This window comes from Gordonia sp. IEGM753 (assembly GCF_050321825.1).
Classification (GTDB): domain Bacteria; phylum Pseudomonadota; class Gammaproteobacteria; order Pseudomonadales; family Pseudomonadaceae; genus Aquipseudomonas.
This window is the reverse complement of record NZ_JBNQGB010000001.1, coordinates 2,170,540-2,184,917: the sequence shown is the minus strand read 5'-3', so window position 1 is coordinate 2,184,917 and position 14,378 is coordinate 2,170,540. Positions and strand designations below refer to the sequence as shown.

9 protein-coding genes are annotated in these 14,378 nt (G+C 57.9%); 3 read left to right on the top strand and 6 right to left on the bottom strand.

The window, feature by feature from the left end:
• Positions 1–5: 5 nt before the first annotated feature.
• The 3 genes from ACQR3R_RS09745 to ACQR3R_RS09735 form a co-directional block, all read right to left on the bottom strand.
• Positions 6–683 carry an isochorismatase family protein gene (locus ACQR3R_RS09745; RefSeq protein ID WP_428271863.1) on the bottom strand — a complete coding sequence of 226 codons (678 nt, stop codon included), beginning with the start codon at positions 681–683 and terminating at the stop codon, positions 6–8.
• A gap of 91 nt (positions 684–774) precedes the next feature.
• Complete coding sequence (locus ACQR3R_RS09740; protein WP_428271862.1) at positions 775–927, bottom strand: hypothetical protein; 153 nt, start codon at positions 925–927, stop codon at positions 775–777.
• A 62-nt stretch (positions 928–989) separates the two neighbouring features.
• The gene (locus tag ACQR3R_RS09735) at positions 990–2,033 is read right to left on the bottom strand and encodes an LLM class flavin-dependent oxidoreductase (RefSeq protein WP_428271861.1); all 1,044 of its coding nucleotides are present in this window, start codon (positions 2,031–2,033) and stop codon (positions 990–992) included.
• A gap of 214 nt (positions 2,034–2,247) precedes the next feature.
• Here ACQR3R_RS09735 and ACQR3R_RS09730 point away from each other — a divergent pair, with 214 nt between their 5' ends.
• Positions 2,248–4,194 (top strand): methyl-accepting chemotaxis protein, encoded by a 1,947-nt coding sequence (locus tag ACQR3R_RS09730; protein WP_428271860.1) that lies wholly within the window; start codon positions 2,248–2,250, stop codon positions 4,192–4,194.
• Between the two features lie 720 nt (positions 4,195–4,914).
• Here ACQR3R_RS09730 and ACQR3R_RS09725 read toward each other — a convergent pair.
• Positions 4,915–5,400 carry a flavin reductase gene (locus ACQR3R_RS09725; RefSeq protein ID WP_428271858.1) on the bottom strand — a complete coding sequence of 162 codons (486 nt, stop codon included), beginning with the start codon at positions 5,398–5,400 and terminating at the stop codon, positions 4,915–4,917.
• 323 nt (positions 5,401–5,723) lie between these two features.
• On the opposite strand from ACQR3R_RS09725, the gene ACQR3R_RS09720 reads away from it, so the two are divergent.
• Entirely contained in the window at positions 5,724–7,130 is a 1,407-nt protein-coding gene (locus ACQR3R_RS09720) for a cytosine permease (protein WP_428271856.1), read from the top strand.
• Positions 7,131–7,548: 418 nt separating this feature from the next.
• On the top strand, positions 7,549–10,362 hold the full coding sequence (locus ACQR3R_RS09715; RefSeq protein WP_428271855.1) for an amino acid adenylation domain-containing protein: 2,814 nt from the start codon (positions 7,549–7,551) through the stop codon (positions 10,360–10,362).
• A 23-nt stretch (positions 10,363–10,385) separates the two neighbouring features.
• Here ACQR3R_RS09715 and ACQR3R_RS09710 read toward each other — a convergent pair whose 3' ends face one another.
• Positions 10,386–11,825 (bottom strand): MFS transporter, encoded by a 1,440-nt coding sequence (locus ACQR3R_RS09710; RefSeq protein ID WP_428271853.1) that lies wholly within the window; start codon positions 11,823–11,825, stop codon positions 10,386–10,388.
• A gap of 162 nt (positions 11,826–11,987) precedes the next feature.
• Positions 11,988–14,246, bottom strand: a complete 2,259-nt coding sequence (gene katG, locus ACQR3R_RS09705; RefSeq protein WP_428271851.1) for a catalase/peroxidase HPI — start codon at positions 14,244–14,246, stop codon at positions 11,988–11,990.
• Between the last annotated feature and the right edge of the window lie 132 nt (positions 14,247–14,378).

Below are 14,378 nucleotides of genomic sequence, written 5' to 3'. Positions count from 1 at the left end.
GGCGATTACTCCTGAGTCCGGGCGAGGTGGGTTTGTAACCGATCGATGGTGCGTTCGAACTCATGGGGCTGATGCGCAAACTGGTCCGGGCCATCGGTCATCAGGCTCAGGTAATCACGGTTTTCCAACGCTCGCAGGCATTGCTGCGTGGTCAGCACTTCCAATGCATAAACCCAATTGGCCATTATCAACAGCGCCGAATAGTGTCCGGCCGACGTGGTGGTGGTACACGCATCGCCCACCAGACGTATGTGATAACCCAGGGCAAAGGCATCGAATACGCTGCTGAGTACGCAGACATCGGTCAACACGCCACTGATGATCAGCGTATTGACGTCCAGCGCTTTGAGTCGGGCATCCAGGTCGGTGCGGTGAAAGGCGCTGTAGCGGCCCTTATCCAATACCAGGTCGGCAGGTTGCGGTGCCAATTGTTCGATGATCTGGATTTGCCGGGTGCCGGCGCGGTAACTACTCGGGCCGCCATCGGCCGCGCGTGGTTCACCGCGCGGCATGTCGCTGCCGTCGGCTTGATTGACGTGGCGGGTATAGATCACCGGTACCTGCTGAAGGCGGGCGGTGCCAAGCAATGCAGCAGTGTTGTCCACCACCGCGTCAAAGTTTTGCAGGACGAAACCGTCCTCTTGTTGCATGTCGATGATCAACAACGCGTTTTTATTGTTCATTGGGCAAACCTGATCATGAGCCGAAGCACAGTGCAGCGCACGTCGCGCGTCTGGCGCGACGTGAGGTGCGTTGATTTCTGTTCGGGTGGGCTCAGTAAACGGGTTGCCAGAAGCCGTTTTGCTTGGCTGAAACGCTGGCGCGCAGGCGTTTGAAATGGATATGCGAAGCGGTCCATTCGCCGCGCAGGTAGGTCTGCTCGGCGCCGCAGGGAAGGGCGAGTGATGGGCGACGATCGTTCGGCATGGGAATCGACCCTACACGTCAGTCAGCCCCCGGGTTACGCAACCGGGGGCCAGTTCGCGGTCTCAGCGAAACGCTGGCACCACGTGTTTGATGAACAGCTCCAGGGATTTTTTCTTTTCCGCGTGGGGCAGGCTGTTATCGCACCAGAAGCTGAATTCATCCACGCCCAGTTCCTGGTAGTACTTGATGCGCGGGATGATTTCTTCCGGCGTACCGATCATTGCCGTCTTGTGCAGGCTTTCCAGTTGGAACTCTGGACGCTCGGCGAATTTTTCTTCCGGGCTTGGGTCCAGGAAACCGTTGACCGGCACTGTCTTGTTGCCAAACCAGGCGTCGAATGTGCGGTAAAAACGCGAGATCGCCTTGGCCCCGACTTTCCAGCCTTCCGGGTCGTCAACGGCGTGCACGTGCGTGTGGCGCAGCACCATCAGTTGCGGGCGTGGCACGTCAGGGTTGTTGTCCAGCGCAGCCTGGAACTTGTTCTTCAAGTCGAGGACTTCTTCGTCGCCTTTCATCAACGGCGTCACCATCACGTTGCAACCGTTGGCCACCGCAAAGTTGTGCGAGTCCGGGTCGCGTGCGGCGATCCACATCGGAGGGTTCGGCTGCTGGATAGGCTTTGGCACGCTGGTCGACGTCGGGAATTTCCAGATGTCGCCGTCGTGGGCGTAATCGCCTTTCCACAATGCACGGACCACCGGGACCATCTCGCGCAACGCCTGGCCGCCAGACGATGCCGGCATGCCGCCGGCCATCCGGTCGAATTCAACCTGGTACGCGCCGCGAGCCAGGCCCACTTCCATGCGCCCGTTACTGATCACGTCCAGCAGCGCGCATTCGCCTGCCACCCGCAGCGGGTGCCAGAACGGCGCAATGATGGTGCCGGCGCCGAGGTGAATGGTGGTGGTTTTTGCAGCCAGGTAGGCCAGCAGCGGCATAGGGCTTGGCGAGATGGTGTATTCCATGGCGTGGTGCTCACCGATCCAGACGGTACTGAAACCACCGGCCTCGGCGATCAGGGTCAGTTCGGTCAGGTCTTCGAACAGCTGACGGTGGCTGACGCTTTCGTCCCAGCGTTCCATGTGCACGAACAGGGAAAATTTCATGACGCTTACCTCGAATCTTTTGTTGTCGGCCTGTCGACTGCGGGCCTGTTGCCAGGAATGAGCGCGGGGCGCTCCCGGGTGTTATCGCCAGTATTAGCGCGTCGCTGAGTACGGCTGGTCGGCTGATTGATTATTGGTATACCATAATACGGAATATCCGCAAAATATTTCTCTCAGACGGTAGCGTAAGTACCTCACAAGGAAGGCTTGCTAGATGAACATAAAACAAAAACTGATCCTGGCATTTGCGACGATTGCCAGCCTGCCGGTCGTGCTGGTGGCGGTGCTGATCATCCTCAACGTTCGTCAGGAGGCGCGAGACACGTTCGTCGACAGCAGTGGCCGGGAAATTCGTCAGGTCGAAAACGCCATGCAGTTGTTTTTCGAAGGCATCAGCCAGAACGTAGCTTATCTGGCCGAACATCCCCAATTGCAGGGCATTGACGCCAGCCTGAAGCGCTACCTGGCAAGCGATGCGGCCAGCGTCCCGATGGGTGAGCACGACCAGCAATTATTCCAGCTGTTTGCTGGCCTGGCCAAGAGCCATGCCGCTTATGCCTATCTGTCGCTGGGCACCGAGCAGGGCGGTTACGTGTTCTGGCCTGGCGATCCGAAGCTCGCCAGTTACGATCCACGCAGCCGTCCCTGGTACAAGGCAGCGATGGCACAACCGGGCAAGACGCTGCGCACCGATGCCTACTACTGGGCGGCTGATGATGTGGTGCTGGTCAGCACCGTCCAGAGCTTCAACAATCGCTTGGGCAGCAACGCCGGTGTCGTCAACATCGATGTGTCGCTCAAGCAACTGACGGACCTGGTGAAGCAGATCAAGCTTGGCAACAGCGGCTACCTGATGCTGATGGAAGGAAACAACACGGTGTTGGTCGACCCTGCGGACCCAACGCATAACTTCAAGAACCTGAATGAGCTTGGCGAGGGTTACCGGCAACTCGCCGCAGCAGGCAAGGGACTGGTGGAGGTCGAGTTGAACGGTGAGCGCTACATGGCGTTCGTATGGCCGTCCGAAGCGCTGGGCTGGCGCTTTGTGAGCGTGGTTCGCCAAGGTGAAGTGATGGCGGGTGCCACACGGTTGACGTGGTTCATCGCCGCTATTGCCTTGGCTTGCGCGGTGCTGTTCGCCATCGCCGGGGCCTGGTTTGCCGGTTTGATCGTCAAGCCGATTCGCGGTGTGGCCAGCGGCCTGGAAGGCATCGCCCAAGGTGAGGGCGACCTGACTGCTCGCCTGGCAGTGCGTGGGCAAGATGAAACGGCTCAGTTGGCAGGTTGGTTCAATCAGTTCCTCGAGGCTATCCGCACCCTGATCCAGCGTATTGGCGTGGCGGCGGGACAGATTCACAGCAGTTCCGGCAGTGCCACTGAGGTCTCGGTGGAAATGGCTGATGTTGCATCGCGTCAGCGTGAAGCGGTGGACATGGTGTCGACGGCGTTTCATGAAATGGTTGCCACTTCCAATGAAGTGGCGCGGTCTTGCAGCCAGGCAGCAGAGTCTGCCGACAACGGCCAGCGTCAGGCGCACACGGGGCAACAGCAAATCGATGCGGCAGTGACCAACGTCGATCGCCTGAGCGTGGAGATCAGCCATTCTGCCGAAGCCATGCAGCAACTGGAGCAGGACAGCAATGACATCCAGTCTATTCTCGGCACCATCCGTTCGATTGCCGACCAGACCAATTTGCTGGCACTGAATGCCGCCATCGAGGCCGCTCGGGCGGGTGAGCAAGGTCGCGGCTTTGCGGTGGTTGCCGATGAAGTGCGCGCACTGGCCAAACGCACGTCGGACTCCACCAGCGAAATTGACGGTTTGCTGGGTAATCTGGCGCGCCGCACCCATCAGATGGGCAAGCAGATGCACGCCAGCCTTGAGGTGTCACAAGACACTGTGGTGTCGATCAATGCGGCGCGGGAGAGCTTTGGGCTGATACGAGAATCGGTGGACGTGATCCGCGACATGAATACGCAAATCGCCACGGCAGCAGAAGAGCAGCATCAGGTAGCCGAGGATATCAATCGCCACATCAGCCAGATTCACGGTGATGCGCAACTGGTTGCCAGCCTGGCGGATTCCACGCGCCAGGATGCGAAGAACCTGACTAAATTGTCGGAAACCCTGAACCAGTTGGTCAGTCGTTTTCGCACCTGACCCACGAGAGCCTGGCTTGCCAGCGATGGCGTTTTCGGAATCGCCATCACCGGCAAGCCGGTTTCCTACGGGGTTGTGTTGGAACCCTGAATGGCGGCATTCACCACCGATCCGTAGGAGCCTGGCTTGCCAGCGATGGCGTTTTTGGAATCGCCATCACCGGCAAGCCGGTTTCCTACGGGTTTGCGTTACGGCATAAATCCGGCATTCACCACCGATCTGTAGGAGCCTGGCTTGCCAGCGATGGCATTTTCAGAATCGCCATCACCGGCAAGCCGGTTTCCTACGGGTTTGTGTTTGAACCCTGAATGGCGGCATTCACCACCGATCCGTAGGAGCCTGGCTTGCCAGCGATGGCGTTTTTCGGAATCGCCATCACCGGCAAGCCGGTTTCCTACGGGTTTGTGTTGAAACCCTGCATGGCGGCATTCACCACCGATCCGTAGGAGCCTGGCCTGCCAGCGATGGCGTTTTCGGAATCGCCATCACCGGCAAGCCGGTTTCCTACGGGGTTGTGTCGGAACCCTGAATGGCGGCATTCACCACCGATCCGTAGGAGCCTGGCTTGCCAGCGATGGCATTTTCAGAATCGCCATCACCGGCAAGCCGGTTTCCTACGGGTTTGCGTTACGGCATAAATCCGGGATTCACCACCGACCTGTAGGAGACTGGCTTGCCAGCGATGGCGTTTTCGGAATCGGCACCCGCATCAAGCGTAAATCAGGCAAGCACGGGCAGGGCGCCCATTTTACCGTTGCAGTACACCAGCGGACCTGCGTTGTGCGCAGGCACGATCAGGTTCTTCACCGCGCCGACCATGATGGCGTGGTCGCCGCCTTCATATTCGCGCCACAGTTCACATTCGATTACCGCCGTGGCATTCGCCAGAATCGGATTGCCGAGCTCACTCAGCGTCCATTCGATGCCTTGCGCCTTGTCCTTGCCTTTGCGCGCGAAGGCATAGGCTTCGCTTTGCTGGCCGCCGGACAATACGTGAATGGCGAAGCGCTTGTTCTTGATCAGCACCGGATACGAATCCGAGCTGTAGTTAGGGCAAAACAGTACCAGTGCCGGGTCAATGGACAGTGAGCTGAAGGCACTGGCGGTCAAACCGACGATTTGCCCATCGTCATCCAGGGTGGTGATCACGGTCACTCCCGACGGAAACGAACCCATCACTTGTTTGTAGATAGCGGCATCGATCATCGGGCGTTCCTCTGGCGGTGGAGCAGGTTTTTATGAGTTTGTAGGTATGATGGTATACCGTAATACATCATTTGCAAGGGCTTTTCTATCCACCCGATAAACGTAATCGACATGCGCTAAGCCCAATGTTTACGGGGCTTTAAGGCGATGGGTCATGCCGGTTGTGCCTGATAAATGCAGATCAGATGCGTCTGAAAAGACCAGATCAGTCTTGTTTAAAAGTTGGAATACCATAATATGGCTGGCATCTGAGGGGAGGCCAGAGAGCACCCCCGGTTTGGCTTCATACAAATATAAGATCAGACAAACTCGAGTTCATGCACATGTCCCAGATGTCCCGGCAAGACCCCCTGATCGAGAATCACACGGTCGACTACGTCCCACTCGCGGAACGCCACGGGAAGGCCCGCGATCTTTTCACCTTATGGTTCAGCACCAATATCGCGCCACTGCCTATCGTCACCGGCGCAATGGTGGTTCAAGTGTTCCATCTCAACTTGTTCTGGGGCCTGATTGCGATTGCTCTCGGGCACATGATCGGTGGCCTGGTGATCGCCCTGGCGTCGGCGCAAGGGCCGCGCATGGGTATTCCACAAATGGTGCAAAGCCGTGGTCAGTTCGGCCGTTATGGCGCGCTGCTGATCGTGTTTTTCGCGGCGATCATCTACATCGGTTTTTTCATCTCCAATATCGTGCTGGCCGGCAAATCGATCGTCGGTATCGTGCCGTCGGTACCGGTACCTGCCAGCATCCTGATAGGGGCGCTGAGTGCGACGGCCATCGGGGTTATTGGCTACCGCTTCATTCACAGCCTGAACCGCATCGGGACCTGGGTCATGGGCAGCGCATTGCTCGCCGGGTTTCTTTACATCTTTGCGCATGACCTGCCGGCAGACTTCTTCACCCGAGGTGGCTTCAACCTGTCGGGATGGCTGGCAACGGTGTCGCTGGGAATCATCTGGCAGATCAGCTTTTCGCCTTACGTGTCAGATTATTCGCGTTACCTGCCGGCAGACATCGGCATCGCCCGTCCTTTTTTCGCCACGTACCTGGGCGCGACACTGGGCACAATCCTGTCGTTTTCTTTTGGTGCGGTCGCGGTATTGGCGACGCCTGAAGGCACCGAGGCGATGGTGGCGGTGAAGCAGTCGACTGGTTGGCTGGGGCCGATTTTGATGGTGTTGTTCTTGCTGAATATCATCAGCCATAACGCCTTGAATCTGTATGGCGCGGTGTTGTCGATCATCACCTCGATCCAGACGTTCGCCAGTCAATGGACGCCGAGCATCAAAGTGCGTGTGGTGTTGTCGAGTGTGGTGTTGGTGGGTTGCTGCGTGGTGGCCCTGGGTGCTTCGGCAGACTTTATCTCGCAGTTCATCGGCCTGATTCTCGCGTTATTGCTGGTGTTGGTGCCGTGGGCGTCGATCAACCTGATTGATTTTTACCTGATCAAGCGTGGGAACTACGACATTGCCTCTATCTTCCGTGCGGATGGCGGGATTTACGGTCGGTTTAATCTGCACGCGATTGTCGCGTATTTCATCGGCATCATCGTGCAACTGCCGTTTGCCAACACGTCGCTGTATGTGGGGCCTTACGCGCATTGGGTGGAGGGTGCCGACCTGTCGTGGCTGGTGGGACTGGTGGTGACGTGCCCGCTCTACTATTGCCTGGCGACACGCAGTAAAGCGCAGGAAAAAAACGCGGTGCGGTTGGGTTACACCGACTGATTGCTGTCTCGCGTTTGTCTGGAATGCCCGGCCCAGGTCGGGCATTTTTTATGGGCGATTCAATCGCTGATACGGTTTTTCCTGCGCTATCTGCATCTGTTATGCACCCCTACCGTCGCTCACAATAACGGCACGGTTTGCAGGCGCGTCCCGCACTGCACCGCACACTCATAACGCAGGAGGCCGCAATGGCTAAGATGGCGATTTTCCTCGGTGGTTTTCTATTGCTGACCCTTTTGATTGGTGCGCTGGCGACGATCTCTCCGGTCTAGGCTGCGCTTGCAGGATTAACGGCACGCGCGTGCCACTTAAATACCCTTTTGCTATGCTCAATTTCCGGTAGAGTGCGCCCCAGAACAACAATGTATTGCCGTTGCGTATCTGTCCCTCGCTTGATCACGCCGGGTATAACAATAATATGCAGGACGTCCGCCCAAACCCCACGCTGCGTTTGAATTATTGCGCCGAGCGCCCGATATTCATCGACTTTGTGCAGCAGTCCAGGCACTCGCCTGAGGCAATCGCTGTCGTCGCTCAAGAGGCGAGCTGCAGCTACCGGCAACTTGAACAAATAAGCCAAGGCATCGCCTCCTTTCTGATAGCCAACGGCGCCACCGGCTCCGAGCGGGTGGTGATTGTTTCGAGCCGCTGTGCCGCACTGGTCTACGCCATGCTTGGCGTCTCGCGTGCCGGCCTGGTATTCAGCGTTGCCGACATCGCTTATCCACCCGCGCGCATCGGGCAAATCATCCACACACTTCAGCCTACCTTTGTGTTGTTGTGCGGTGAGGCGGCCGACGGCCTGAACCTGCAAACCTTAGAACCCTTGGCTGCACAATCCGGTGCGAGGGTGGTGCGTATACCGCAAACGCCCGACGCCGCATTGCTTGAGTTCCCTGCCAGCGGTGCCTTGCCCGAGGTTGATCCCGGCAACGCGGCCTATATCACGTTCACCTCAGGCAGCACTGGCGAACCAAAGGGCATTGTGACAACGCATGCGCCTTTGGTGCACTTCATCGAGTGGCACACCCGGCAGCATTCGTTAACCCGGGATGACTGTTTTTCCATGCTGTCCGGGCTGGGTCATGACCCGGTTTACCGGGACGTTTTCACGCCGCTGTCCATCGGCGCAAAAATCGTCATTCCCGATCAGTCGACCGTTGTAAACCCCTCGGCACTGGCCGCGTGGATTTACGGCAATGGGGTTTCGGTCATTCACCTCACGCCGCCGTTGGGCAAGCTGATTGAAACCGGCGCACGAATCAGTGAACTCAAATTCAATGCGTTGCGCTATCTGTTCTGGGGCGGCGAAGCGCTGGGCGTTACGTTGTTCGAACAGATAAGCCGCGTTGCACCCAACGCGCAGAGTGTGAATTTCTACGGCACCACCGAAACGCCGCAGGCAATGGCCTACCATCCTGTGGACCCCGCAGCCGACAACACGCGCATTGCGCTGGGGAAGGGGATAGACGGCGCACAACTGCTGTTGGTGAATGAGGCCAATCAGCTGGTTGGCGAGGGCGAAGTCGGCGAAATCCTGATACGCAGTCCTTATTTGTCCCAGGGTTACTTTGGCGACAGCGCACAAACACGCGAAAAGTTTGTGGTTAACCCCTTTACCAATGCCCCGGACGACCTCTGTTATAGAACCGGTGACCTTGGCACTTATTTGTCCGATGGCAGTGTCAGCTTTCTGGGACGAGGCGACAGCCAGGTCAAGATTCGTGGCCATCGAATCGAACTTGGCGAAATAGAAGGCGTGCTGTCTCGGCATCCGCACCTCAAACAGTGCGTGGTACTGGCTGACGACAACAGCGCGACGGTCCGGCTGGTTGCCTATTGCGTCTGTGCCGAGCCGGTTTCATCTGCGCAATTGCGTGAGCATGTCGCTCAGCAACTGCCCGATTACATGGTGCCGGCGCTGTTTGTTTTCCTCGATGTGATTCCACTGACGCCCAATGGCAAGGTTGATAAACGGGCGTTATCTTCAGCACTCGGTAGCGCGGACCTGCCGACTTCCACTCAAGACCTGTCGCCGCTGGCTGCGCAACTGGCCAATGCATGGGCTGAAATACTTGAAGTGCGTAGCGTCGACGCAAACCTGACGTTCGTCGAACTGGGGGGTGATTCGCTCTCGTTTGTTCAGGCGTCGATGGTCCTTGAAGGCCTGATTGGTCATCTGCCCGATCAATGGGAAATGATCCCGGTACGTGAACTGTGTGAACTGAGGAGCAAAGCGCCAGGCTCAAGGTTTTCGATCCGAGCCGTGGAAATCCCGGTGCTTTTACGGGTGTTGGCCATTGTGTTGATTGTTGCCGGGCATTTTCATCTTTTTTCAAAGTGGCCGATTGCAGGCGAAACCAAGTTGCTGTTCTTGATATCCGGCATCAGTCTGGCAAGGTTTCAATTGAAAGCCATCAATGAGCGCGGCAATGCCGGGTCGCTTATCAAGTCGATGGTCAGTATCGCAGTGCCGACAATTCTGTACACGGTACTCACGCAGGTCATGTTCGACCGGGTGCATTGGCAAACGTTATTGCTGATTTCAAACTGGTTTCGAACGGAAGACATCGGCGTCTTTACCTATTGGTACATCGAACTGCTGGTGCAGATGATTGCCATCATCGGGTTGGCCTTGTCGTTCCAGCGTGTCCGCCAAGCCATCCTGGCGGATCCATTTCGCTTTTTTATCATTACGGCATGCGGATTGGCCGTGGCGAGCGTCTTGATCAATGCCTACGTGTTCGATGCCTCTGACCTGCAGAACCGGGTGCCACAGCATTACCTGTCGGTGATGGTGCTTGGCATGGCCATTTACTACGCCCATTCGAACGTGCAGAAGTGTGTCGTCAGTGCCGTCGCACTGCTGTTGATGGGGTGGCAGGACGCGCTGGCGGTCTACGGTAATGAGGCGTTGCTCAGGGAATATGTCGACATTGCCTTGCCGGCGGTGCTGATGTTGATCTGGGTGAGGTCTGTGCCGGTGCCGGGCCTGATCGCACGCGGCGTCGCGCTGATCGCTTCGTCAACCTTGTACATCTACCTCACGCACTTTCAGTTCCAATCGTTGGCACGGCGTATCGTTGACGTGCCGGCACTCTCCGTGGTCATTGCCGTCGTCGGAGGCATCGCGGTGGGTTATGTGTGGAACAAGGTTGTGCGGTTCGTTTTGACCCACTTCAATGGCGGCAAGAAAAAGAGCAGTGAGGAATCTATCGAGCGAGTGGCCTGACGCGGGTTACGTCAGGCCGTTGATCACGTGCGCTTTAAGACACTTTCCCCTGCCGACTTGGGCAGGTTGAGCACATCCACCAGCGCCAACATTCCCAACAGCGCTATGCCGACGAACGCCACTCTGAAGTCGCCGACCTGCGCCTGCACGTCGTGGTGCTGCAGCGACATCGATGCGCGCAACAACAGGGCGGCGACTGTCACGCCAAGGCCCATCGCCAATTGGAAAAACAGGCTGAACAGCGCCGATGCTTCGCTCATGTGCGCCTTGGGAACATCGGCAAAACCGATGGAGTTGTAGGCCGTAAACTGCATCGACCGCGACAGCCCTCCGGCGAATAACACCGCAGCCATCACTGCAAATGGCGTGTGCGGGGTGAACAGCGCGCAGGCCGCAATCGAGATCACGCCGATCGACCCGTTCACCAGCAGCACTTTGCGAAAGCCGTAACACTGCATGATGGCGGTGGTGAACGGTTTCATCGCCAGGTTGCCGGCGAACACCGCCAACACCAACAAACCCGCGTCGACGGGGGTTAAGCCGAAGGCCACTTGCAACAGCAATGGCAGCAGAAATGGCAAGGCACTGATGGCGACCCGAAACAGCGATCCGCCGAAGATGCTGACCCTGAAGGTATTGATCGACAAGGTGCCGAGGGGCAGCAGCGGGTGGGCATGATGCCGGCAGTGATGCACGGCCCACACGGCCAACGCCGTGCCTGAAAGCACTGCCCCCACACCCCAGAACATCGCATTGCCGTGTTGGCTGCCCAACCCTTCCAGACCGCCGAGCAAGAAGGCGCAGGCACCCGCCAGCAAGATGAAGCCTTTAGCATCGAATTTGCGTACGTTTTCCTCACGTCCTTCGGGCACCAGCCACAGCGCCGCAATCAACGCCAGCACACCGAGTGGCAAATTGATGTAGAAAATCCACGGCCACGTGGCGTGGGTGACGATCAACCCGCCAACTAACGGCCCGAGAATGGGCGCCACCAGCCCAGGCCAAGTGATCACCGCGATCATTTTCACCAGGTCTTTCTTGTCGGTATTACGCAGTACCGCCAACCGCCCGACGGGCACCATCAGCGCACCACCAATGCCCTGGAGCACGCGGGCGAAAACAAACATCTCGATGTTCTGGCTAAGCCCGCACAAGAGGGAGGCGAGGGTGAACACCACGATTGCACCGGCGAATACCCGTCGCGCACCGAAGCGGTCGGCAACCCAACTGGACAGCGGAATAAAAATGGCCACCGCAAGGATGTAGGCGGTAATCCCGATGTTCATGTCCACCGCGGTGATGGCGAATGCTTTCGCCATCGTCGGCAGGGCCGTCGCGATGACCGTCGCGTCGAGGTTCTCCATGAAAAAGGTGACCGCGACAATCAGCGCGATCAATCGTGTTTGCAGGCTGAGACCCGCCTGGGCAGCGGTGCCGGAATCCGGGGTAGCGGGGGAACTCACTGACGTAATCCTTTGAGACAATTTAAAGATCAAGCAGCGTTCTACCACAGGTTTATCGGGCTGGATGAAATCAACCAGCAAAAAAAACCTCCCGACTTGAACATTCAAGTCGGGAGGGCCGTTTTTCATTTCATGGAATTGCCTGGTTCACTTCACTTCACTTCACTTCACATCGAAGCGATCAAGGTTCATCACCTTGGTCCACGCCGCCACGAAGTCCTTGACGAATTTCTCTTGGGAATCGCTGCTCGCGTAGACCTCCGACAATGCACGTAGCTGCGCATTGGAGCCGAAGACCAGGTCGACACGCGAGCCGGTCCATTTCACGTTGCCGGTTTTGCGATCACGACCTTCAAACGCTTGCGCATCAGATGAGGTGGGTTTCCATTCCACGCTCATGTCCAGCAGGTTGGTGAAAAAGTCGTTGGTCAACGCTTCCGGCCGTTGGGTAAACACGCCGTGCTTGCTCTGGCCAACATTAGTGTTCAACACACGCAAACCACCCACCAATGCGGTCATCTCTGGCGCGCTCAGCGTCAGTAGTTGCGCCTTGTCGATCAGTAACTCTTCAGCCGAAACGCTGTACTGGGCTTTCTGATAATTGCGGAAACCATCGGCAATGGGCTCGAGAAATCCGAACGACTCGACGTCGGTTTGTTCTTGCGACGCGTCCATCCGGCCCGGCGTGAACGGGACTGTCACCGTGTGTCCGGCATTTTTTGCCGCCTGCTCGACACCGGCATCCCCGGCCAGCACGATCAGATCGGCCAGCGAGACTTTTTTGCCACCGTTGTTGAACTCGCGCTGAATGCCGTCGAGTTTCGCCAAAACGCTCGCGAGTTGTTCAGGCTGGTTGGCCTGCCAGGATTTTTGTGGGGCCAGACGCAAGCGACCGCCATTGGCACCGCCGCGTTTGTCCGAGCCGCGGAATGTCGAAGCGGCTGCCCACGCAGTGGATACAAGCTGCGAAACACTGAGGCCCGAGGCGAGGATTTTGCTTTTGAGCGAGGCGATATCAGTGTCGTTGATCACGGGATGATCGAGCGCCGGGATCGGGTCTTGCCACAACAGCTCTTCAGTGGGCAGCTCCGGGCCCAGGTAGCGCGAAAGCGGTCCCATGTCGCGGTGGATCAGTTTGTACCACGCACGGGCGAACGCGTCGGACAGTTGGTCTGGATTGGCCAGGAAGCGCCGCGCAATCGGTTCATAGATCGGGTCGAATCGCAGGGCGAGGTCCGACGTCAGCATCGTCGGATTACGCCGTTTGGCCGGGTCGAAAGGGTCTGGAATGATGCCCGCGCCGGCACCGTTTTTGGGTGTCCACTGGTGGGCTCCGGCCGGACTTTTGGTCAGTTCCCACTCGAAACCGAACAGGTTTTCCAGGTAGTTGTTGCTCCACTTGGTGGGCGTGGTGGTCCAGATCACTTCCAGGCCGCTGGTGATGGCGTCCGGGCCTTTGCCGGTGCCGAAGCTGTTTTTCCAGCCAAGCCCCTGGGCTTCAAGGCCAGCCGCTTCGGGCTCAGGGCCGACATTGTCCGCAGGGCCGGCGCCGTGGGTTTTGCCGAAGGCGTGGCCGCCGGCAATCAGTGCCACGGTTTCTTCGTCATTCATTGCCATGCGGCCAAAGGTTTCGCGAATGTCCTTGGCTGACGCTACGGGGTCGGGTTGGCCTTCCGGGCCTTCGGGGTTGACGTAGATCAGGCCCATTTGCACGGCGGCCAGGGGATTTTCGAGGTTACGTCCATCCTCGGTACGGCTTTCTTCATTTTCTCCCGGTTCGGCAACGAGTGGGCCTTCACCCGGTTCCTGCATCGGTTCCTTTTCTTCTTTGCCGTAGCGTTTGTCGCCGCCCAGCCATTTGTTCTCGGTGCCCCAGTACACGTCCTCATCGGGTTCCCAGACGTCGGCGCGGCCGCCGGAATAACCGAATGTCTTGAACTCCATGGACTCCAGCGCAACGTTGCCGGTCAGTACGATCAGGTCGGCCCAGGAGATTTTGCGGCCATATTTTTGCTTGATCGGCCAGAGCAGCCGGCGTGCCTTGTCCAGGCTGACGTTGTCGGGCCAACTGTTGAGCGGGGCGAAGCGCTGCTGGCCAGAACCGGCGCCGCCACGCCCGTCACCGGTGCGATAGGTGCCGGCGCTGTGCCAGGCCATACGAATGAAGAGCGGGCCATAGTGGCCGAAGTCGGCCGGCCACCAATCCTGTGAGTCGGTCATCAGCGCACGCAGGTCTTGCTTGAGCGCCGCAAAATCCAGGGTTTTGAACGCGTCGGCGTAGTTGAAGCCGTCGTCCATCGGGTCGGACAGTGAGGAGTGTTGATGCAAAATCTTCAGGTTAAGTTGGTTCGGCCACCAGTCGCGGTTCGTCGTACCACCGCCAGCGGCGTGATTGAACGGGCATTTCGATTCAGTTGCCATGTGAAAGTTACCTTTGGTCATGTACATCTGGAAATCTGGGCAGTCGCTACCTGGGTGCCTGCAAAATAAACCACGGCAACCTGGCGCGCTGATAACGCTTTCCTATCTCTTATCGGGCTAAATCGGCCGGCT

What these genes read in the sequence shown, in the direction of transcription:
- ACQR3R_RS09745 (WP_428271863.1), bottom strand. Translation starts at nt 683, where the DNA reads ATGAACAATAAAAACGCGTTGTTGATCATCGACATGCAACAAGAGGAC.
- ACQR3R_RS09740 (WP_428271862.1), bottom strand. Translation starts at nt 927, where the DNA reads ATGCCGAACGATCGTCGCCCATCACTCGCCCTTCCCTGCGGCGCCGAG.
- ACQR3R_RS09735 (WP_428271861.1), bottom strand. Translation starts at nt 2,033, where the DNA reads ATGAAATTTTCCCTGTTCGTGCACATGGAACGCTGGGACGAAAGCGTC.
- ACQR3R_RS09730 (WP_428271860.1), top strand. Translation starts at nt 2,248, where the DNA reads ATGAACATAAAACAAAAACTGATCCTGGCATTTGCGACGATTGCCAGC.
- ACQR3R_RS09725 (WP_428271858.1), bottom strand. Translation starts at nt 5,400, where the DNA reads ATGATCGATGCCGCTATCTACAAACAAGTGATGGGTTCGTTTCCGTCG.
- ACQR3R_RS09720 (WP_428271856.1), top strand. Translation starts at nt 5,724, where the DNA reads ATGTCCCAGATGTCCCGGCAAGACCCCCTGATCGAGAATCACACGGTC.
- ACQR3R_RS09715 (WP_428271855.1), top strand. Translation starts at nt 7,549, where the DNA reads ATGCAGGACGTCCGCCCAAACCCCACGCTGCGTTTGAATTATTGCGCC.
- katG (WP_428271851.1), bottom strand. Translation starts at nt 14,246, where the DNA reads ATGGCAACTGAATCGAAATGCCCGTTCAATCACGCCGCTGGCGGTGGT.